The organism is Arthrobacter sp. NPDC089319 (assembly GCF_040684925.1).
Taxonomy (GTDB): Bacteria; Actinomycetota; Actinomycetes; order Actinomycetales; family Micrococcaceae; genus Crystallibacter.
This window is the reverse complement of record NZ_JBFBGZ010000010.1, coordinates 74,977-94,318: the sequence shown is the minus strand read 5'-3', so window position 1 is coordinate 94,318 and position 19,342 is coordinate 74,977. Positions and strand designations below refer to the sequence as shown.

Genomic DNA, 19,342 nt, shown 5'->3' with positions numbered 1-19,342 from the left:
GCTGTACAGGACCCGATTTCCGCGACGCGCCTCGATTTCATCGCCCTTACGCAGAACAGCGGTGTAGGTAACTTGCTCGTATGAGACGTATGAGACGTATGGGTCGGTAGGGGACGTCTCGCCGGCTGCTCTTCCGTTCATCAACCGTAGGCGGCGTCGGAGCGAGCGAGGGCGTCGTCAAGCACCGCACGACTGCTCTCGAACGCTTGAGAAGCGGCTTCCTGCAGAGGCAACTCCCGGTAGGAGGGGTTGTTGACCTCTACGCACCAAGGACCCTGGTACCCATGGGCGGTGACCGCCGTAACTAGGCCGGTGATGTCGAGTTCTCCCTCATGGGGGAGCCAACGCTTGGAGCGGGCGTTGGCTAAGAAGTCGCTATGAACTCGGGGGCCGTTGTTGAGCTGGACTGCCTTTATTGCTCCCGTCGGAAGATGCTGGATCATGTCGACGGTGGCACCGGTGTTAAAGAAGTGCCATACGTCGATCATGAGCCCGGCATTCGGGGCAGCGGAGGCGTCAATGATCTCCAGCGCTGCCTCCAAGGTCCCGATGGACGACCAGGCGAATGGTTCCACGGCAACTTGTACTCCGTAGGGCTCAAGCGCTGCTGCCGTGACGGCAAGGCCCTCTGCGGCAGCACGCATGTCCAGGGGAGCGCCGCCGAATTCCCCAGCCGTCACGTGGTGGCCGCCCCACCGCCGAGCTGCTTGTACTGCTGCTGCAGTCTGGGTCGCTGGGGAGCCGCTGGTCCAGCCGCTGAGGAACTCAAATTCGGTGACCGCCAGCTCTGCTTCGCCGATCATGGAGGCAGATTTTTCCCACTCCTCTTCCGTATCAGGAAGATCCTCTACATGTAGGCCGATTCCGCGGAATCCTGCTGCGGCGGCAGCTTTGACCCTGTCCGGAAGGCTGTGTCGGGCAGGTTGACCGAACCCTGCGCCGGAGAGGCTCACGAAGCTGGCAGTTAGGTCGAAGCTGTTGGTGGCTGCGCGCGGGTGGGCAGTCACGGGGCCTCGTACACAGGTGTGGCGTATTCCTTGAAGCTGGGCGGCGTGGCCAAGCCCCATGCGGTGCTCCGCCCACCGGTTTCTGTGTCCCAGGTGACGGTCTCGAAATCAGGGGAATAGATGTGTATCCCTCCTGAGAAGACTTCGACCCGGTTGCCGCCGGGTTCGATGACATAGAGGAAGAACCCTTGTGTGCGGGAATGCTTGGCTGGTCCGAAATCAATGGGGACGTTGTTCTCCATGAAGATGTCGGCGGCGCGCAGCACGTCTTCCCTGCTTTCCACTGCGTAAGCGAGATGGTGCAAGCGGCCTTCGGTGGGGTAAGGCTCCTGGGTCAGAGCCAGGTCATGGGCTTTCGTCATCAGAGAGAGCCATGCTCCGACTTCGTCGTCACTTCCGGCTGGGATAAGCCGTTCGCGTAGCTTGAAGCCAAGGGATTCTTGGGCGAAGGCGCTGGCCGCCGTGACATCGGGGACCAACAGGTTGATGTGGTCGAGATGTGCTGCTGCAACTCCATGGGGATTGTACTTCTGGGGCTGATTGGGCAGATAAGGCTTCTGCCCCGCCGGTGCGACGTATTTGTCTGTCTCGAAGTAGATTTCCTGCAGGTGGCCGCCAGGACCGCGGTACTCATATGCGGGGCCGTGGCCGATGTCTCCATCGGTCCACTGGCCCTGGACGCCTTTTGCTTCCAGAGCTGCAACCCGTCGTTCCAAAGCCTGGGGGCTGGTGCACCGCCAGGCGACATGCCCCGGGCCTGGTTCAGAAGCGGCAGTGATCTTGAGCGAGGTCAGTACGTCGTCGTTCCAAGCGCGCAGGTAGAGGGAGTCGGCCGTTTCCTCGACGGTGTAGAGACCGTAGACACGGGTGAAGAAATCCGCCGTGTCCTGCAAACGCGGGGTGAGGATCTCGACGTGCCCGAGCTGCGCGACGTCATAAATCGGTTCCTGATATGCGTCGTGGGCGGGATCGGTGAGCCGTTCGGCGTGGAGCGAGATATCGGCCATGTAAGTTCCTTCTTCGAGGCGGCCCCTATCGGGTGCCGCATGTGGATGGTGGTGTCAGCGGGGCGCAGCCGCGGCGCCCTCGCCGGATTCATTCTTGCGTTCCAGCTCAGCGATTCCATCGAGAATTGCCGGCGCGTGGTTGGCTACAGACAGCCCGCCAAACAGATACGCGAGGTTGATGGTCGCCTGCAGTTCTTCCCAAGTGGCCCCTGCACGGCGTGCCGCCAGCCCGTGCAGTTTGGCGGCATCGCGGAGGTTCACCGCAAGCACTGCGAAGAGGATCAGCTGCACGGTCTTCTGATTCAATTCGTCCGTGTAGCAGATCAGGTTTCGGACCCTTTCTTCGGCCAGCAGGAGTTCGGGGTCCGACTCTTCCAGCAGGTCGAAGCGTGACTGGATGCGCGGGGGCACGAAACCCATGAGGTCCTTGTAGGTCTCCAAGTAGCGGCTGATCTCGGCTTTTTGCTCGGGCGTGGGCATGATAGTGCTTTCTCTTAGGCTTCAGGCGCTGGTAACTACCAGGGATCCGAGGTTGGTGAATTCGGCGGATATCTGTTCGCCTTTGCGGATGAACACCGCATCGGTCAAGCCTCCGGTGAGGACGATGCTGCCGGCTTCGATAGCTTCCCCACGTTCTGCAAGAGCGTTGGCGGCCAATGCCAGCGCTTCCGCGGGATGACCCTGCACTGCGGCACCGGTTGCAGTGTCAACGACCGAGCCGTTGACGGAAAGGACGACTGCCTCCAGCGCGAGATCGAGGTCCCGAGGCGGGATACCGAGACCGCCAACATAGAAACGGGCAGAGGACGCGTTGTCCGCGACGACGTCAGGAAGGGTGAACTTAAAGTCCGTGTACCGGCTGTCGATGACCTCGAAGCCCGCATGGACGCTTGCAACAGCGTCGAGAGCGGTCGCTGCCGTCACGCCCGGCCCTGCCAACCGTTTGCCCATAACAAAGACGATTTCCGGTTCAATTCGTGGGTGGATGAGGTCATCAAGGGGTATCGGCACGTCCGCTTCGAGGACCATACCGTCGGTGATGACGGCGGTGAGAGGGGAGTCGATACCCATACGTTGCTGCTTCGCCCGGGAAGTTAGCCCTAGCTTGACTCCGACGACTTTTTCACCCGCGGCAATCTTGCCTTCAATGATTTCCGCCTGGACTTCATAGGCGGTGGGCAGGTCCAGGCCGTCCCACTCCTCCGTCAAGGGTCCGCGATCAGTCCGCTCGGCTTCGGCGCGCAGCAGGACATCGGCTGCGTGTTTTACAGTCCAAGCGGTAGTGCCCGAGGTTTTCATACGGATGCTCCCTGCAACTCGTTGCGCAGTTTGATTGCGACGTCGATAATCATGTCTTCCTGCCCGCCGACATAACCGGCCTCGCCAACGCGTTTGAGCACTTCATGGGCGGGTACGCCGTAACGTTCTGCTGCCCGTTCTGCATGGAGCAGGAATGAATTGTAGACGCCATAGCGTCCTTGAATGATGGCGGAGCGGTCAGCAACTGGCATGCGCGGCACGATAGGTGCCAGCGCTTCTTCTGCGGCTGCCAGCACACCGTTCACGTCGAGGCCGGTAGGAATCTCCAAGGCATTGAAAACAGCTGCAATCAGCTCGGTGGGGGTGTTTCCTGCTCCTGCCCCCAGGGCACGCAGGGTGCCGTCGATTTGCCGGGCACCCGCGCGATAGGCGGCTATGGAGTTGGCGACGCCGAGTGAGAGGTTCTGGTGTCCGTGAAAGCCAACTTGTGCGTCACTACCGAGTTCATCGACGAGGGCGCCGACCCGCGCTGTTACGCCGTCGGGCAACAGGGCACCGGCGGAATCAACGACGTACACGCATTGGCAGCCGGCATCGGCCATGATGCGGGCCTGCCGTGCCAGCCCGGACGGGTCCACCCGATGGGAGAGCATGAGGAATCCCACGGTTTCCATGCCCAGCTGCCTTGCAGCCCCAAAATGCTGGATACTTACGTCGGCCTCGGTGGAGTGGGTGGCGATCCGTGCCACTTGTGCACCGGCTTCTTTAGCTTCCTTCAGGTCGGTGACGGTTCCTAGACCGGGCAGCAGGAGAACGGCGATCCGGGCTCGTTCGACAGCCGCCGCGGCAGCTGCGACCAGTTCGATGTCACGGACCTTGCTGAACCCGTAGTTGAAGGTGGAGCCGGCTAGCCCGTCACCATGGGTGACTTCAATGACCTCTACGCCGGCACGGTCGAGAGCGCTGGCGACGGAGATGACCTGTTCGACGGTGAACTGGTGTCGAACGGCGTGGCTCCCGTCGCGCAACGTCGTGTCAGTGATCCGGACCGGTGACTGAGCGGTTTTCTGTTGGGGGGTCATCGGGAAGCTCCGTTTCCTGTGGCAGCCAGACCGGTGGCAAGGGTTTCCCCTACGCGTACCGCAGCCGCTGTCATGATGTCTAGGTTGCCGGCCCATTCAGGCAAGTAGTCTCCGTTGCCCTTTACTTCCAGGAATACGGCGACCCGTGCATTGCCATCCCAAACGTCCTGGGGGTCATCGAACTGGGGGTCGCTGACGAGACGGTAGCCGGGGACATACTGCTGCACGTCGGCGACCATCGCATGGATGGATTCGCTGATGGCATCGCGGTCGGCGTCGGGGGAGATAGCGGCAAAGACTGTGTCGCGCATAATCATTGGGGGTTCCACCGGGTTCAGAATGATGATGGCCCGGCCCCGCCCGGCTCCGCCGACAGTCTGGATAGCGTGACTGGTCGTTTCGGTGAATTCATCGATGTTCGCGCGGGTGCCAGGGCCGGCTGAGCGCGAAGAGATGGATGCGACAATCTCTGCGTAGGGAACTTCTGTGACCCTTGAGACGGCATGCACCATTGGGATGGTCGCTTGCCCGCCGCAGGTGATCATGTTGACATTCAACGCGGACGCATGCTGGTCCAGGTTCACTGCCGGGCACAGGTAAGGGCCCACTGCCGCGGGCGTCAGGTCAATAGCGGTAATGCCCGCCTCAGCATAGCGGGGCGCATTGGCTTCATGTGCTTTCGCGGAGGTCGCTTCGAAGACGAAGTCTGGCAGTTCTGGTTGCCGCAGCAGCCAGTCCACACCCCCTGCGCTGGCTGTTACGCCGAGTTTTTCGGCTCGGGACAGCCCGTCGGAGGCAGGGTCGACCCCGATCATGTACTGCACGTCGATGGTATTGCCCCGCTGCAGCTTCATCAGGAGGTCGGTGCCGATGTTTCCCGGGCCGACGATGGCGGCCGTGGGCTTGCGAGCTGGCAGGTTGGTCAAACTCATGGGTGAGATCCTCTGCTGGATTGCATGGAGTATTTGTCGGGTGGGAGAGGGGTCAGTTGGATGAGGGAGGCGCGAAGCTTGCCGTTACCGAACCGAGCCCCGCGAAGTTGGCGGAAATTGTGTCACCCGGGCGCACATCGATTGCTGCAGTCAGCGCCCCGGGGAGTATGACGGAGCCGGCTTCCAACCCCACGCCGAGCCTGCCCACCGTGTTGGCGAGCCAAGTCAAGGCATTGATCGGAGAGCCCATAACGGCTCCTCCTGCACCTGTGCCCGCGATCTGTCCGTTGCGGTACAGGACAATTCCCGTCAGGCGCAGATCCAGGTCATCGAGCCTGACCGGGCGGCTGCCCAGCACGACCCCGCCGGACGAGGCATTGTCCGCGATCGTATCTGGCAACGTAATTTTCCAGTTCGCGATTCGTGAATCGATGATCTCCAAGGAGGCTACGGCAAAGTCGACAGCGGCAATGGCTTCGGCAACAGTAACGCCCGGGCCCTGCAACGGCTTCTTCAGGACAAAGGCAATTTCCGGTTCGATGCGGGGCTGAATGAAGGTATCGGCGCGAATGGGTTCCGAATCCATGTAAAACGTGTCAGCGAATAAATGACCGTAGTCGGGTTCGCTGACCCCAAGCTGCTTCTGGATAGCGGCTGATGTCAACCCCACTTTGTGGCCTTTCAGGACGCGTCCGCCGCGCTGCCAGGTTTCCACCTGTGCCATTTGGATCGCGTATGCCTCCTCTAGCCCCAGAGCCGGGTGGGTTTGAGTTAGGGGAGGGATTGGCGTTCCTGTGTTGTAGGCGCCAAGCAGCGTCTCAACGCACGGAGTAATGCGGGAATCGTTCACAGCAGCCTCACTGTCGAAATTCTTTGTCACGGGGATACGTTGAATTGATTCTGGGAGTGATGGACCTCATAATGCAACGATGCGTACCGCTGATTGGAACACCACGTCGTCAGTACTTGAAAGAGCCTCCAAGATTCTCGCTGTCTTCAGTCCAGATCGCCGCAGCATTGGGGTCTCCGAATTGTCCCGTCGGACCGGGCTTCCCAAGTCCACCGTCTCTCGGCTCGTATCGGAGCTGGTTGAACTCGACTATTTGGAACGACAGGGCACGAGGCTGGCACTGGGTTTGGCACTTTTCGAACTGGGACAGTTGGCAGCTACACCACAGGCACTGCGGCAATCGGCCATCGCGACCATGGCTGACCTCCGCAATGCCACCGGCCAGACAGTGCATTTGGCGGTCCTGAGCGGTTCCGAGGTCGTCTACATCGAGATTCTGCGCGGACGCGCGATGCCCAGACTTCCTTCCCGTGTGGGCGGAAGGATGCCTGCGTATGCGACGGGCGTTGGCAAGGCGCTGCTTGCCTTCTCATCTGAAGAGGTTATTGAGTCTGTTATTTCCGCCGGGCTGAGGCCCGTGGGACCGAAGACGATCACGGATCCGGAGCGACTCCGGCGTGAATTGGTCCGAATAGCTAAGACAGGGCTGGCTTACGAACATGAAGAGTCCGCAGCAGATATCTCCTGCGCCGCCAGCCCCGTCTTAGCGGGGGATGCTCCGGCAGCAGCTATTTCCGTCTCGGGAAAAAACGGGCTGCTGGACATTCGCCGGATCGGCCCCGCAGTTCACACGGCAGCTCTGACCCTGGGCCGGCAACTGCCCCCTCACGCGAACCTGCTTGGTTAACTTCCGTTCCATTCAGCGGGTCAGCTGTTTTTCATTTTGTTCGGGATTGGTGAGAATCGTCACAGCCCGCCGGGGGGTGGGATGAGAGTCACAATCCACCGTTTGCCCGCAGTGATTCTTCCACTGCGTTCCTGGATGACAGACCGTATACGAAGGAGTATTCCGTGAAATTTCGCGTAGCTTCAACCATAGGACTCGTAGGCATTCTTGGCCTTTCCGTGACTGGTTGTGTGGCACAAGGCAGTGCCGATGAAGGTTCGTTTCCGCAGAAGCCAATTCATCTAAGCGTTCCCTGGGGGGCGGGCGGCGGCGGTGACCTCAATGCCAGGACGCTGGCACCGATCCTGGAAGAGATTCTCGACGTGGATGTCATTGTCGAGAATAGGCCAGGCGCAAGCGGCTCGGTGGGTATGGAATGGCTTGCTGACCAGAAACCGGATGGCCACACGATCGGTTTTGTGGGGGCGGAACTTGCTTCATTGCAGCACCTTGACTACGACATCAAGCCCGAGAGCCTGACACCGGTGGCCCAGATCGTCAGCGTTCAGGCAGCCATCGCGGTGCCGAGCGACAGCAAATTCAAGACCTTGGATGATTTGGTTGAGGCAGCCAAAGCAAAACCGGGTGCTGTTTCCTACTCGAACCCGGGACCCGGCTCAATTTTCGAGGGAACGGGCAACGGATTCCAGCAGGAAGCCGGCATCACCCTGGCATCAGTTCCCTTCGACGGCTCCGCGCCGTCGGTGACCGCTGCCGTCGGCGGTCAGGTCGATGTGGTGATCGACAACGTGGGCAACATCGGCCCGCAGGTCGAATCCGGCGCGCTGCGCTACCTCGCTGTCTTCGCCGAGGAACGGCGGGAAGATCTGCCCGACGTTCCTACCGCGAAAGAACACGGAATTGATTTGGTGAATGCATCGTGGAACGGTGTGGCAGCGCCCCCGGAGACACCGGAGGAAGTGGTCGCAACGATTTCTGATGCCTTCGAGCAGGCGTTGAAGGATCCCCGCTTCGTCGAGCATGCCCAGAAAACCGACCAGGACATCAATTACCGCGACCCCGCCGGCCTGAAGACGTACCTCACTGAGCAGGCGGACATGTACGGCAAGTGGCTTGCAAAGTAGCAAGACTTCGCAACCTTTGGAGGAGAGACCCATGACTAGGTCCAGTGCAAGATCCCGGCCTGCGCAGGAGGTGATCAATGCTCACACCGAACCCAGGCATGAAGAAGACGTCACAGTGCTCATGGCTGAACATGCCAGCGGGAGCCGTCAGGTCTCCCGCTGGCACGACATGATCGCTTCGGCTGCCTGCCTCGCCGTGTCGGCCGTCGTGTTGCTCAGCCTGTCCGGGATCGCTGACCGCGGCAGCGGTATGAGCGCTCTGAACGGCCGGTTTTGGCCGACTATGCTCTCCTTTGGTCTTATCGCGATAGCACTGGGCATTGCCTTAATCCGGGTTTTCAGCAAAGGGAAACCCGTGTCTGATCAGGACGCCATTACCACTGCGGGCGTTCTGCGCCTTATGGCCGCGATTGTCCTGGTGGCCGTTTACGTGGCTTCGTGGGGCACCATCCAATTCGCCGTCACAACAACTGTCGTCACAGCGGCCCTGACTTGGCTCTTCGGCGGCCGCAATCTGACTTCCTGGCTGTTCTTCCCCTTGGGGCTGGGCGTTCTCTTTCATGTTCTTTTCATCGTCTTACTGAAAGTTCCGATTCAATGAACCACGTAACAGACGGGCTGCTTGCAGTCCTTGATCCGACGGTTCTGATCTGGATCGTCGTTGGACTCCTAATCGGCATGCTGGTCGGCGCCTTTCCCGGCATCACCTCGACCATGGGCGTGGCACTGGCCAGCGGATTCACCCTGACCTTGGAGCCGCTCCAAGGCATGGCCGTCCTCATCACGATCTACGTCGGAGCGACATTCGGTGACCGTCTGCCGGCGATTCTTCTCAATACGCCTGGAACACCGGCATCAATCTCGTCCACCTTCGACGGCTATCCACTGGCAAAGCAAGGCAAGGCCGGGCTGGCCTTGACTTCCTCAGCAATCGGCACCGCGGTCGGCCTGCTCACAGGCGTTGCCGTCCTTGCCATAGCCGGTGTCCCGCTGGCGGCGCTGGCCCTGAGGTTCGGTCCCGCCGAGCTCTTTGCACTCGTGGTCGTTGGGATCACCATGATGGTCGGTGCTTCCTCTGGGCGGCTCTGGAAAGGGCTTGCCTCCGGAGTTTTCGGGCTGCTGCTCGCTACCGTCGGACGTGACCCGATAACCGGTGATCAGCGATTCACTTTCGGAATCAACGAACTCAACAGTGGCATCCCTTTTATCCCCGTGATCATCGGCCTGTTCGGTCTGGCTGAGGTGATGAACCAAATCATCATCCACCGCTCCGGAAAGCAGCCCCAGCCCGTCACACAGCTTGGCGAGTGGTGGCCCAGCAAAGCCATCATGAAACGCCTGCGTAAGCCGACGGCTATTGGGGCTGCGACAGGGGCGGCAATTGGTCTGGTACCGGCTGTCGGCGGCGACATCGCGGGAATCTTGGGCTGGGAAAACGCCCGCAAGGCGTCGAAAAACAAGGAAGAATTCGGCAAAGGATCACTCGAGGGCCTTACCGCCGGCGATACCTCCTCCGCAGCAACCTTGGGTGGAAGCCTTACAACCACTCTGGCGCTCGGCGTACCGGGCGACTCGGTAATGGCTGTCATGATCGGCTCCATGCTTGTCTGGGGCATCACCCCGGGGCCTGCTCTTTTTTCCGAAAGCCCTGACCTCGTTACCTCGATCGTCACCATCATGGTCATAGCTACCATCGTCACGCTCATCCTGAGCTTGTTCCGCATGCGCGGCGTCGCCAAACTCCTCCAGCTGCCCAAGCACTACCTCTGGGTGATTGTGGTTCTGTTCTGCCTTGCCGGGACCTTCTCGGTTCAGAGCAGCATCTTCGACGTCGTCATGATGATGGTATTTGCCCTCGTCGGCCTGTTCATGGTCCGCTTCGGCTTCCCGCCGGGACCGGCAGTCCTCGGACTCATCCTCGGTCCCCTCGCCGAATCGAATCTTCGACGGTCGCTGGTCATTGATGGGTGGTCCGGGATCTTCACCAGTCCGATTGCTGTGACCCTCCTGGCGATCGCAGTCCTAGCTCTGGTACTGCCCCCGGTGCGGCAAACCCTGAAGAAGCGCAAGCTTTTGCGGACGCAGTCAGAAAACGAAGCCCCTGCCGGCGAAGATATTCACGCTTAGTCGGCCGCCCCACCAATCTTGCATAAGTGAGGATCCTCGTGTCCCATACCCAAATCCTTAGTCTCCTGGTGCTCAACGGTCCCAACCTCAACCTGCTTGGAACACGTGAACCGCATCTCTACGGCACCGATACCCTGGCCGACGTCGAAGGCCTCATCCGGAAAGAAGCAGAAACGGCCGGCATCGCCGTGGAGTTCCTCCAGAGCAACCACGAGGGTGCGTTGATTGACGCGATTCATAAGGCGCGTACGGTTCACCACGGAATCATTATTAATCCCGGTGGATTGACGCACACCTCCGTGGCACTGCGGGACGCCTTCGGCGGCGTCGCGCTACCTTTTGTCGAAGTGCACATCACCAACGTCCATCAGCGCGAATCCTTCCGGCACCACTCGTACCTCTCAGACATGGCGGAGGCAGTCATGGTCGGAGCAGGTACCCGCGGCTATCTCTTCGCGCTTCAGACGCTGATCAGCCGACTGAGGCCTGCCGCGCTTGCCGAGGCGAACGCATGAGCGGGCATGTCGAGCCGCGGAGACGATTTCTCGTCGGCCTCATCGGAAACGGCATCGGTACATCCCTCTCACCGGCCTTGCACGAGAGCGAGGCCGCGGCCCTCGGCCTCGACTACCGTTACCAGCTGATCGACCTCGCCGGGTTCCCCAACCCAAGCCTCGAAGACGTGCTGAGATATGCGGAAGCGATGGGATACAACGGTTTCAACGTCACACATCCCTACAAACAGGCTGTGATCCCGTATCTCGACGAACTGAGTGAGGACGCAGCCGCGATCGGCGCCGTCAACACAATCGTCCGACACCCGAATGGGCGGCTGCACGGCCACAACACCGACTGGGTCGGATTCGCCGAACTCTTCGCCCGTAGCTTCCGTTACCCCGACACCGAGAACGTCGTGCAGCTCGGCGCAGGAGGGGCCGGCGCGGCAGTGGCCTACGCGCAGCTCAAAAACGGGGTCTCGAAACTCTGGGTGCTTGACACAGAGGAGCGGAAAGCACGGCAGCTCGCCGAAAATCTGAACGGAATATTTGGAGCGAACCGCGCCCGCGTTGTTATGCCAGCTGATGCGAAGGAGCTGATCGGAAGGGCCTCAGGCCTGGTGAACACCACCCCGATCGGGATGAAAGAGCATCCGGGAATGCCCGTGAGCATCGACTGGTTCAGCCCCGGTCAGTGGCTGGTAGACATCGTTTACATGCCGCTCGTGACGGAACTGCTGTCGTCAGCGCGGGAACGCGGCATTCCCGCTGTTGGCGGCGCAGCCATGACCGTATTCCAAGCCGCCGAAGCCGTGCGCCTGATAACAGGAGTTGAGCCCGACCAAGAACGCATGTATGCACACATGCAACAATTCCTGACAACCCGAGAGCGACAGCCGACACAATAGAACCCGCATTCGGTCAGTTCGTGGGCCACGGCAGGTGGTGGTTATTGTCACCGCCCCCCACCTTGCTCCCGCTTCGCATGCGTGCGATCTTGGAAATAGAGCCCCATCAGAGTGGGCTCCCGGACGATGGGTGCCGTACCCGGTTTGCGACAAGACGGCCTTCAGGAGGTCGTCATGGCGTGGATCGTGCTCGTTATTTCAGGTGTTCTCGAGGCTGTGTGGGCAACCGCCTTGGGCAAGTCCGAGGGCTTCAGCCGTCTTGCCCCTTCAATCGTCTTCGTCGTAGGCCTGATCGCCAGCATGGGCGGTCTCGCCTATGCAATGAAGGAACTTCCCATCGGGACGGCGTACGCCGTGTGGGTGGGAATCGGAGCGACGCTAACCGTCCTGTATGCCCTTCTCACCGGTGAGGAATCTGCCTCCCTGCTGAAGTTCCTGTTCCTCACGATGATCGTCGGCGGCGTTGTCGGGTTGAAGTCCTTGCACTAGGGGGCTTCAGGTAGCGACACCCTCCTGTCTCCGTTTGTTCCGTCAGCCCAGTCTTATGCTGATCGCGATCACCCGGAGCGGGTAGCGGCGAAGAAGGAGCAGCGCCCACCGTAAAGCCGATCCATGGCCAGCACCGGTGTTACAGATGAGCTGTCCTCCCTCTGGATCAGTGCCGCTCCGGTGACGAAGAGTGTCCGGCAGTACAAGTTATGTGCCCACCGAGGCGTTGGGAGACGCGGGGCCAGAGAAGTTTTGGAGTGGATCTGGACAGCGTCTGCGGACAGGTAGACGAAATGATGCAGGCGGAGCAGGCGAACCGGGCACGGAACGGCGTGGACCGTGGGAAAGTCCGACCCTGGCAACCGCCCGGTTTGGAAGCTGTGCATGACCGCCGGGACGTGGTGGTGGGTGTCGGGGCCGGTGGTGACCTGGCGGTTGTGTGCAGCCGGTCGGCTGGGTCCCGTCGTCCACATGTGTGCGGGAAAAGCCCGAAGGAAAAATGCTTATGCCGTGCCCATGTGGGCGAGGGGCAAAGCTAGTGTTCGCGGTGGCTTTCGTCCGCAACTGTTGATGCAGGACTCTCACCGGTGGCACGGCTGGTTGCCTTCCTGCGCCGGGCTGCCGCGCCTGATTCGAGGCCGAGCTTCTTGAGCTCTTCGGGGCTCCATCCGTCCTTGGTGGCGCGCACGTAGGCGCGCTTGTCGTCGCGCTCGGCCTCGGCGAGTTGTTCTTTGAGGTCGGTGATCCGTTGACGGGTTTTCACCAGTGCGGTGACGGATTCGATGCGTGAGTCCAGGAGTGCGCGGGCCTGGTTGCGTGTCTGTTCAATGTCGAGGGTAGCCATGGAGCCAGCCTAGCCGGACGGCACGACAGGTCAGATCATCGAGTCGGCAGCGGTGGGATACCGCTGCCGACTCGCGGCCCACAGGGCGTTTGACATCCGAAAGGCGACCGTAGCGGAGCAAGCTATACACTTACCTACCCGTAAGTGGTGAAACCTTTCGACATTTCTTGTCGGGTCGGGCACACTGGGGGTGTGGTCCCCGGGGTTCCGGGGTCGCTGCGCTGGGCATTCGGAAGGGCGGTGAGAGCGCGTTGGGTGAGGAGCCGGTTGGGCGGGGCCGTTTGGGGAAGCGGCGGCGGGAGAACGCGCCGGCGGGTTCTAAGAAGCGGCGCACCGTGTGGGTGACCGCGGAGGAGGAAGCCCGGCTGGTTGCGCGGGCTGAGCGGGAGCGGGTGACGGTGCCGAACCTGCTGATGTCCTCGGCTCTGTCTGAGTCTTCTGATTCGCCTACGGAACGACGTGCGATTGCTGCGGAATTGATGGCCCTGCACAACCTGTTGGCCCGGTCCTCGAACAACATCAACCAGCTGGCGCGGCAGGCGAACGCCACCGGCGAGTTCCCGGCCGAAGCGAGCCATGCGTTGCGTCATATCCGCTCTGTAGCGATGCGGATTGACGATGCCATTGATGGGCTGATGTAGGCCATGATTCCGAACATCACCCGCGGCTCACGCATGACCGGCCTCATCCTTTATCTGGCATCGACGAATGCTGATAAGACGAAGAACGCCCACACCGAACCGCACCTCGTGGCCGGCGACGCAGCGATCATGGCGTGGTACGACGACGGCGTCCTGGACAAGGACGATGCCCTGGCTATCGCCAAGCACCTTGACCGTCCCCGGAAGGCCTTCGGTGTCTCAGTGCAGGTCAAGGACATGCAGTGGGACGCGGCCAAGAAAGAGCGCATCCACGTCGGCTACAAGGACGCCAGCGTCTGGCACTGCTCACTGAGCCTGCGGGCCGAGGAAGGCGCACTGACGGATCAGCAGTGGGGCGACATCGCCAACGACTTCGTAGACGCCATGGGCTTCACCGAGACCAGCGGAAAGGCCCGCTGCCGCTGGGCCGCAATCAACCACGGCACATCGGAGAACGGGAACCACCACATCCACATTGCTGTCTCTCTTGTGCGCGAGGACGGCACCAAAGCCTCCACCCATGGTGATTACAAGCGGGCACAGAACACCTGCCGGGAGCTGGAGGTCAAGTACGGGCTGGAACAGCTCTCCACGGTGCATGCCGCCCGTGGCTACGATCGTGCGGAGAAGGCCACTGCGGTCAGGGATGAGCGCGAAATGCACCGGTGGTCGCTGGCACGGAAGGTGCGTGCCAGCGCCGGCGCCTCCGTCTCCGAGGCGGAGTTCGTCCGCCGCGCCCGCGACACCGGTTTACTGGTCCGGCCGCGCTATGCGAAGAACACCACGGACGTCATTGTTGGGTACTCGGTAGCCGAGCGGCCCAGACCGGGGGAGCGGCCTATTTGGTTCGGTGGCGGCACCCTCGCCTGCGACCTCAAACTCACTGCCCTGCGGGACGGATGGATGGACTCGCCACAGTTGGCGATGGAAGCTGCAGCCGAATGGAACGCAGCTGCACGGAACAAGCGCAAGGTGTTCAGGACCGGCCCCGAGAAGGCGGAACCGCCTGCGGAAATGTGGGTGGAGTACACCCGTAACGCAACGGAGCTGGTCGAGCAGCTGCGGGCACTGCCGCTTGATGATCACGCCACGTGGGCGAAAGCTGCACGGGACGTATCGGGTGCCTTTGCGGCGTGGTCGCACCGGCTGGAACCAACACCCGGGCCGCTGGCGGCCACCGCGGCTGAGCTCTCCCGCACAGCCCAGCTCCGGACCCCCAAGGCACACGGAAAACCCGTGCCCCTGCCGTCCATTGCCGGGACGGCGATGTTGTTCATGGCGGCCTCGTCCAAGAACAAAACGGCTGCCCAATCAGCGCTCATGCTGCAGCTGGTCAACACGGCCTTCGCCATCCACGAAATGCACCAACAGTCCGGACGAACGAGGGAAGCGCAGCGGATCCGGGCCATCGTCACCGAGCAGCTGAAACCGTTCGCAGCGTCCATGCCCCGACCCGTCGCGGCCGGCGCACCGGGCCAGGCAGCACCGGAGCGGACGACTGTGCCGAAGTCGGTCGAACTTGGCCTTCGCGGCCTGACACCCGTCCGTCCGGGCTCGGCAGTGCCGGCCGCCCCCACACCGGCCAGAACCGGCCAACACACAGGGCGCGGGTCCGGACCTGTGCTCGACCGCTAAAGAACCACACCAAGTGAGACCGAGGGATAAGGGAAACGCCATGAGTGACTCAGACGGAATGGATGATGTCCTGGACAACGGCATGCGGCAGGCCCTGCTGATCGCGTCCCGCGTTGCTGAAACACTTGTCCGGCGCCGGCATGAATCCCTGCGGCAGCAGGAACACGCGGACACCCAGGCAGCACACGACGCCGGGACACGCCTCGCGGCCGAGCGCAGTGCCGCGCGCGCGGCACTGGCACCGGTGGAGAAAGACCAGTGGTGGGACAAAGCCCAGCCCCATGACATCGCCGCCGTGCACGCAGTCGCGGAGGGATGGAAAGACCAAGACCCCGCCGCCTTGGCAGCCTCGGAAAGAATCCGTCTGGAAGTCCTGACGCGCTACGCCATCGACACCCACGACGTCGGTGCTGACGGCGCCTACCTGGAGTCCTATCTCCAAACCCTCACCACGGACAAGGCCCGGCAGGACGCGCTGGCAGCCAGCCAGGAAGAAACGCGCAAGGCAGCCGCCGAGCACGAGAAATCCATGCAGTTGCTCACAGCAGCCCGGGCCGAAGAACTCCGCGCCCAGGCAGAGAAACTGGCCCCGGAAATGGAACGCCACCAGGTACCCGTCGAGTACCTAGCCAACCCCGAGCTCGCCCAGGCGCTGCAGCGGGCCCACAACGCGAAAACCCCCAACGCCGTGGCCGCCGCCGATGCCGAGATCGAGGAACGCCTGTACCTCATCGGCAAGGACGGGATCAACGGACCCGACATTGACCAGCTGCGCCAAGAAACCACCGCCGCCGTCAACGGCGCCGACGATTCACACTTCAAGGACCCCGCATTCGTCAAAGCCGCCAAGGACATGCACGAAACCAGGCTCCTGGCCGAGGGCGGCTTCACCGGATCCCAGTCCGCGTCAATGGAACAGCGCTACGAGAGAGCCGAGAAGGAACTCTTCACCCGCCTCGAAGACATCGGCCGCGACATCGAGAACCGCATCACCGGCAACGACAGCAGCCGGCTCATAGACCAAGGCCTCGGAACAGAAACCGCTTCGTCCGCCGATTACGGCTCAGCCGAGCGCCAGGAAGCTTTCGCCGCATCCCTGGCAACAACCGGGGCCAACGAAACCCAAATCCGGGGCCGTGCCGCCGCGGAACGCAGCGAGGGGACGCACCCCAGCGCAGCCATCACCCAAAGTAAAGGCGCAGCCAAAGCCAAAAAAACCCGCCCAGGGGCAGCCATGGGCGCGGAACGGACCAAGAGCGGCCCCCGCCGCTGATCAAGGGCCAGGGACGGCACCGGTCAGCCTAGGATTCATGAGGTTCTGCTGCCGCAGGACGAGACAGCCGATGCAAGAATGCTTTTCATGCCCAGGACGAGAAGCTCTAGCGGGAAGGCTGCCGGTTGATGAGAGAGCATCCCTATGCCGGTCCCAGCGACACGAACGACTTTGAGGATCTGGACCCAGACGAGGCGTCCCGAATGCTGCGGGCCTACAAGCTCCTCGGGGATGCCTTCGAGGATGCAACGGATGACGAGATGCTCGGCCGGGGTTGGCTGCTGGAAGACCCGCTGGAGCTGGTGCGGGACCGGGCGGCAAGGCTTCGCCAGGCCGTAAGGGAGCTGAATGCAGCCGTTGAGCTGGCCAAACACATGGGAGCCTCAGACCGCGACGTCGGGGGCGCCGAGGGCCGGTCACCGGCCTGATACCCAGCTCCAGCACTCCATTATGGCCGGCTGGATCGTCCGAAGACAGGGCGCGCCGCCGACAGGGCAGTGTCAAAGGCCGGCCCTAAAATTGCCATACCTTTATGGGCTCATACGAGATCACCATGTACACTCAAATTCATAATGTTCACAGAGGTTCACTGAAAAGGTGCATATGGGCGCGATCCCTAACCCGTTCCGCCCTACCGCGGGAGCAGAGCCGCCCCAGCTTGTGGGCAGGGCCGGCCTGCTGGACGAGTTCGTGTACGGCCTGCGGATCCGTTCGGGTGCCCCGGGCCTGCTGACCATTTTTACCGGGGCGCGCGGCGTGGGCAAGACTGTGATGCTGGGCGAGGCCGAGGACGCCGCACGCGCGGCAGGCTGGGCGGTGATTTCCGAGACGGCCACGCGCGGGTTTCTTGGACGGATCGGCGAGGTGATGCGCCAGCTCACCGAAGAGCTTGGACCCGGCCCGGCGGGCCGCAGGATCACAGGTCTCGGTCTCGGAGGGTTCTCCGTGCAAACCGAACTTCCTCCCGAGCAGCAAACCGGCTGGCGCCAGCTGGGGGAGCAGCTGCTGAGACTGCTGGACGCTCAACGAACCGGGCTGGCCATCACGCTGGACGAGATTCACGGGGCCAACCGTGACGAGCTGTCGCAACTGGCAGCTTCTGTTCAGCATTTCATCCGTGCCGGATTGCCGGTGGCACTGGTATTCGCGGGCCTGCCTGCAGCGGTCTCTGACCTGCTGGACGAGGGGGTGGCCACCTTCCTGCGTCGTGCTGACCGCATAGACCTGCACGCGGCGGCGGTGGAGGAGGTAGAGGCCTCGTACCGGGAGGTCTTTGCCTCCTTGGAGCACCCGATAGATCCAGAACTGCTGCACGGCGCGGCTGTAGCCACCGGCGGCTATCCGTTCCTGATTCAGCTGGTCGGCTATCACCTGTGGCAGATTGCGGAGTCCACAGGCCGGCCGCTAGGGGAGGAGGAGGTGCGTCTGGCCGTGGCGGCCGCGCGCCGGCGCAACACCCGGATGGTCATCGAAGCGGCTCTGGCCTCGGCGTCACCCAAGGACCGGGAGTTCCTTTACGCGATGGCGGAGGACGAGGGCCCCTCCAGGACCGCTGACATCGGTCAACGGCTCGGGGATGCCCGCAACACGGTCGGCAACTACCGCGCACGGCTGATTGACGCCGGCCTGATCGAGCCAGCCGGGCACGGCCTCGTGAAATTCGCCATCCCCGGCCTGCGCGAACACCTGCAATCATGACGTGACGGGTTCCCACACGGTGTCTGCCTGTACCTCAGGGCAGCCCAGAGGGGCTTGGACCAATCCAAAACTTCCGACGAAATTCCGTTCCAGCATCGCGGGTGACTTCCGTCCAGCCCACCGTCTCATCGCGCGGCTCCGGCTTTTACTCCGGAAGTAACAGAGTGTTAGAGGTAAACACTCCGCGATTGTCCCTATGTGGCGCCGATTGATGGGCCGGGGGTAGCCGGCAGTGCCTCACCGGTGATGAGGTGGCCCCAGTTCAGCGCGTCGATCAAGGCGCGGTCAATGAAGCCGGGGTGTGTGGCACTCAGAAGGCCATGTGCGGTTCGTGATCCCAGGGGAGCCGATGCCCATGTGGATCCCCTCCTCGATCAGGGAGGGATTTACGTCCAAGGGCTGCGCCCTGCCTGCCGAGGTCCGCAATGAATTGCCCGACGCCGATCGGCTGACCGCCGCTCTCGACTGCTGGGTTGTTGGCTGCGGAGGGCCTCCGCCGAGCGATATAAAAGGCGCCGGACTCGGCCCGGTCGTCAGTGTGGGCGGCCCCGGGAGCGTCAGGGCTAAGCTGACCTGCGACGGGTACGACGCATCCAGTGAGCTGGCCTACGGGTGGGAGTTTTTGCATCGCAACTTGTTGGTGATCGGACTCTAGCAGCGAGATGGCCCCTGGTATTCACGAATATTCAGTAGTTCACTATTCCCGTGAAGATGGGCTGCCTTCGCAGCCCGGAATTGGAGATCGACCGGGGGCGTGTTGCTAGGGCACGAGAAAGCAAATGGGCATGCGGTCGCCGTATTTGCCGGTGGTGGGACGTCTACGTGCTCTCCGGAGGGGCTAAGCCGTTACCTTAATTTTTGCTCTAGATACGTGCTTTCACAGTCTGTGGATTAACGACTGTGATAGTAGGAATTTCCGCGGAAGACCGGCCGAAATTCGGCATGTGCAGTTGTGGATAGCCAGCACAGGGAATGACAAGCATGTCATTCACATCGTTTCAGCACTGGGAGAAGTCACGCAGATCACGTACCATAGAAAGCGTCTCGGGATAGTCCCGAAACACCAGTAGGCGTGAGTGCTCACAACACCCACGCTCTGGTCACGACTATTAGGGGCATAA

20 protein-coding genes and 1 riboswitch are annotated in these 19,342 nt (G+C 61.9%); of the genes, 12 read left to right on the top strand and 8 right to left on the bottom strand.

Going from position 1 to position 19,342, the window contains the following annotated elements; translation table 11 throughout:
* Window positions 1-140: 140 nt before the first annotated feature.
* Genes AB0N75_RS15115 through AB0N75_RS15085 form a run of 7 tightly spaced genes read right to left on the bottom strand, consistent with a single transcriptional unit; the run spans window position 141 to window position 6,168 of the window.
* On the bottom strand, window positions 141-1,007 hold the full coding sequence (locus AB0N75_RS15115) for a TIM barrel protein (protein WP_364651560.1): 867 nt from the start codon (window positions 1,005-1,007) through the stop codon (window positions 141-143).
* A complete protein-coding gene (locus AB0N75_RS15110) occupies window positions 1,004-2,014 on the bottom strand; it encodes a VOC family protein (RefSeq protein WP_364651557.1) in 1,011 nt (336 codons plus the stop codon). Before AB0N75_RS15110 ends, AB0N75_RS15115 begins: the two co-directional genes overlap by 4 nt.
* A gap of 54 nt (window positions 2,015-2,068) precedes the next feature.
* Window positions 2,069-2,494, bottom strand: coding sequence for a carboxymuconolactone decarboxylase family protein (locus AB0N75_RS15105; RefSeq protein ID WP_364651554.1), 426 nt, complete (start codon window positions 2,492-2,494; stop codon window positions 2,069-2,071).
* Between the two features lie 21 nt (window positions 2,495-2,515).
* On the bottom strand, window positions 2,516-3,313 hold the full coding sequence (locus tag AB0N75_RS15100) for a fumarylacetoacetate hydrolase family protein (RefSeq protein ID WP_364651551.1): 798 nt from the start codon (window positions 3,311-3,313) through the stop codon (window positions 2,516-2,518).
* Window positions 3,310-4,356, bottom strand: a complete 1,047-nt coding sequence (gene dmpG / locus AB0N75_RS15095) for a 4-hydroxy-2-oxovalerate aldolase (RefSeq protein ID WP_364651548.1) — start codon at window positions 4,354-4,356, stop codon at window positions 3,310-3,312. The genes AB0N75_RS15100 and dmpG overlap by 4 nt, the downstream gene beginning before the upstream one ends.
* On the bottom strand, window positions 4,353-5,288 hold the full coding sequence (locus AB0N75_RS15090; RefSeq protein WP_364651545.1) for an acetaldehyde dehydrogenase (acetylating): 936 nt from the start codon (window positions 5,286-5,288) through the stop codon (window positions 4,353-4,355). The genes dmpG and AB0N75_RS15090 overlap by 4 nt, the downstream gene beginning before the upstream one ends.
* Before the next feature lie 52 nt (window positions 5,289-5,340).
* Window positions 5,341-6,168 carry a 2-keto-4-pentenoate hydratase gene (locus AB0N75_RS15085; RefSeq protein ID WP_364651543.1) on the bottom strand — a complete coding sequence of 276 codons (828 nt, stop codon included), beginning with the start codon at window positions 6,166-6,168 and terminating at the stop codon, window positions 5,341-5,343.
* Window positions 6,169-6,217: 49 nt separating this feature from the next.
* Between AB0N75_RS15085 and AB0N75_RS15080 the strand changes: the two genes are divergently transcribed.
* The 7 genes from AB0N75_RS15080 to AB0N75_RS15050 all read left to right on the top strand — a co-directional run bounded on the left by AB0N75_RS15080 (window position 6,218) and on the right by AB0N75_RS15050 (window position 12,130).
* The gene (locus tag AB0N75_RS15080; protein ID WP_364651540.1) at window positions 6,218-6,985 is read left to right on the top strand and encodes an IclR family transcriptional regulator; all 768 of its coding nucleotides are present in this window, start codon (window positions 6,218-6,220) and stop codon (window positions 6,983-6,985) included.
* Between the two features lie 164 nt (window positions 6,986-7,149).
* On the top strand, window positions 7,150-8,109 hold the full coding sequence (locus AB0N75_RS15075) for a tripartite tricarboxylate transporter substrate binding protein (RefSeq protein ID WP_364651537.1): 960 nt from the start codon (window positions 7,150-7,152) through the stop codon (window positions 8,107-8,109).
* A gap of 31 nt (window positions 8,110-8,140) precedes the next feature.
* Window positions 8,141-8,710 (top strand): tripartite tricarboxylate transporter TctB family protein, encoded by a 570-nt coding sequence (locus AB0N75_RS15070; RefSeq protein ID WP_364651534.1) that lies wholly within the window; start codon window positions 8,141-8,143, stop codon window positions 8,708-8,710.
* Window positions 8,707-10,236 (top strand): tripartite tricarboxylate transporter permease, encoded by a 1,530-nt coding sequence (locus AB0N75_RS15065; RefSeq protein WP_364651531.1) that lies wholly within the window; start codon window positions 8,707-8,709, stop codon window positions 10,234-10,236. Before AB0N75_RS15070 ends, AB0N75_RS15065 begins: the two co-directional genes overlap by 4 nt.
* 26 nt (window positions 10,237-10,262) lie before the next feature.
* Window positions 10,263-10,751 (top strand): type II 3-dehydroquinate dehydratase, encoded by a 489-nt coding sequence (aroQ, locus tag AB0N75_RS15060; protein ID WP_364651528.1) that lies wholly within the window; start codon window positions 10,263-10,265, stop codon window positions 10,749-10,751.
* Complete coding sequence (locus AB0N75_RS15055; RefSeq protein WP_364651525.1) at window positions 10,748-11,641, top strand: shikimate dehydrogenase; 894 nt, start codon at window positions 10,748-10,750, stop codon at window positions 11,639-11,641. Before aroQ ends, AB0N75_RS15055 begins: the two co-directional genes overlap by 4 nt.
* 95 nt (window positions 11,642-11,736) lie before the next feature.
* Window positions 11,737-11,805: riboswitch (guanidine-III (ykkC-III) riboswitch) on the top strand.
* A 10-nt stretch (window positions 11,806-11,815) separates the two neighbouring features.
* A complete protein-coding gene (locus tag AB0N75_RS15050; RefSeq protein ID WP_364651522.1) occupies window positions 11,816-12,130 on the top strand; it encodes an SMR family transporter in 315 nt (104 codons plus the stop codon).
* Window positions 12,131-12,665: 535 nt separating this feature from the next.
* Here the strand turns inward: AB0N75_RS15050 and AB0N75_RS15045 are convergent.
* Complete coding sequence (locus AB0N75_RS15045) at window positions 12,666-12,974, bottom strand: hypothetical protein (protein WP_364651519.1); 309 nt, start codon at window positions 12,972-12,974, stop codon at window positions 12,666-12,668.
* Window positions 12,975-13,309: 335 nt separating this feature from the next.
* Between AB0N75_RS15045 and mobC the strand changes: the two genes are divergently transcribed.
* The 5 genes from mobC to AB0N75_RS15020 all read left to right on the top strand — a co-directional run bounded on the left by mobC (window position 13,310) and on the right by AB0N75_RS15020 (window position 18,221).
* Window positions 13,310-13,615, top strand: a complete 306-nt coding sequence (mobC, locus tag AB0N75_RS15040; RefSeq protein WP_364651516.1) for a plasmid mobilization relaxosome protein MobC — start codon at window positions 13,310-13,312, stop codon at window positions 13,613-13,615.
* Window positions 13,616-13,618: 3 nt separating this feature from the next.
* Entirely contained in the window at window positions 13,619-15,250 is a 1,632-nt protein-coding gene (locus AB0N75_RS15035; RefSeq protein WP_364651513.1) for a relaxase/mobilization nuclease domain-containing protein, read from the top strand.
* Window positions 15,251-15,290: 40 nt separating this feature from the next.
* Window positions 15,291-16,523, top strand: coding sequence for a hypothetical protein (locus tag AB0N75_RS15030; protein WP_364651510.1), 1,233 nt, complete (start codon window positions 15,291-15,293; stop codon window positions 16,521-16,523).
* A 128-nt stretch (window positions 16,524-16,651) separates the two neighbouring features.
* Window positions 16,652-16,951 (top strand): hypothetical protein, encoded by a 300-nt coding sequence (locus AB0N75_RS15025; protein WP_364651507.1) that lies wholly within the window; start codon window positions 16,652-16,654, stop codon window positions 16,949-16,951.
* A gap of 175 nt (window positions 16,952-17,126) precedes the next feature.
* Window positions 17,127-18,221 (top strand): ATP-binding protein, encoded by a 1,095-nt coding sequence (locus tag AB0N75_RS15020; protein ID WP_364651504.1) that lies wholly within the window; start codon window positions 17,127-17,129, stop codon window positions 18,219-18,221.
* Window positions 18,222-19,342 lie beyond the last annotated feature (1,121 nt).

What these genes read in the sequence shown, in the direction of transcription:
- AB0N75_RS15110 (WP_364651557.1), bottom strand. Translation starts at nt 2,014, where the DNA reads ATGGCCGATATCTCGCTCCACGCCGAACGGCTCACCGATCCCGCCCAC.
- AB0N75_RS15105 (WP_364651554.1), bottom strand. Translation starts at nt 2,494, where the DNA reads ATGCCCACGCCCGAGCAAAAAGCCGAGATCAGCCGCTACTTGGAGACC.
- AB0N75_RS15100 (WP_364651551.1), bottom strand. Translation starts at nt 3,313, where the DNA reads ATGAAAACCTCGGGCACTACCGCTTGGACTGTAAAACACGCAGCCGAT.
- dmpG (WP_364651548.1), bottom strand. Translation starts at nt 4,356, where the DNA reads ATGACCCCCCAACAGAAAACCGCTCAGTCACCGGTCCGGATCACTGAC.
- AB0N75_RS15090 (WP_364651545.1), bottom strand. Translation starts at nt 5,288, where the DNA reads ATGAGTTTGACCAACCTGCCAGCTCGCAAGCCCACGGCCGCCATCGTC.
- AB0N75_RS15080 (WP_364651540.1), top strand. Translation starts at nt 6,218, where the DNA reads ATGCGTACCGCTGATTGGAACACCACGTCGTCAGTACTTGAAAGAGCC.
- AB0N75_RS15070 (WP_364651534.1), top strand. Translation starts at nt 8,141, where the DNA reads ATGACTAGGTCCAGTGCAAGATCCCGGCCTGCGCAGGAGGTGATCAAT.
- AB0N75_RS15065 (WP_364651531.1), top strand. Translation starts at nt 8,707, where the DNA reads ATGAACCACGTAACAGACGGGCTGCTTGCAGTCCTTGATCCGACGGTT.
- AB0N75_RS15055 (WP_364651525.1), top strand. Translation starts at nt 10,748, where the DNA reads ATGAGCGGGCATGTCGAGCCGCGGAGACGATTTCTCGTCGGCCTCATC.
- AB0N75_RS15050 (WP_364651522.1), top strand. Translation starts at nt 11,816, where the DNA reads ATGGCGTGGATCGTGCTCGTTATTTCAGGTGTTCTCGAGGCTGTGTGG.
- AB0N75_RS15045 (WP_364651519.1), bottom strand. Translation starts at nt 12,974, where the DNA reads ATGGCTACCCTCGACATTGAACAGACACGCAACCAGGCCCGCGCACTC.
- AB0N75_RS15035 (WP_364651513.1), top strand. Translation starts at nt 13,619, where the DNA reads ATGATTCCGAACATCACCCGCGGCTCACGCATGACCGGCCTCATCCTT.
- AB0N75_RS15030 (WP_364651510.1), top strand. Translation starts at nt 15,291, where the DNA reads ATGAGTGACTCAGACGGAATGGATGATGTCCTGGACAACGGCATGCGG.
- AB0N75_RS15025 (WP_364651507.1), top strand. Translation starts at nt 16,652, where the DNA reads ATGAGAGAGCATCCCTATGCCGGTCCCAGCGACACGAACGACTTTGAG.
- AB0N75_RS15020 (WP_364651504.1), top strand. Translation starts at nt 17,127, where the DNA reads ATGGGCGCGATCCCTAACCCGTTCCGCCCTACCGCGGGAGCAGAGCCG.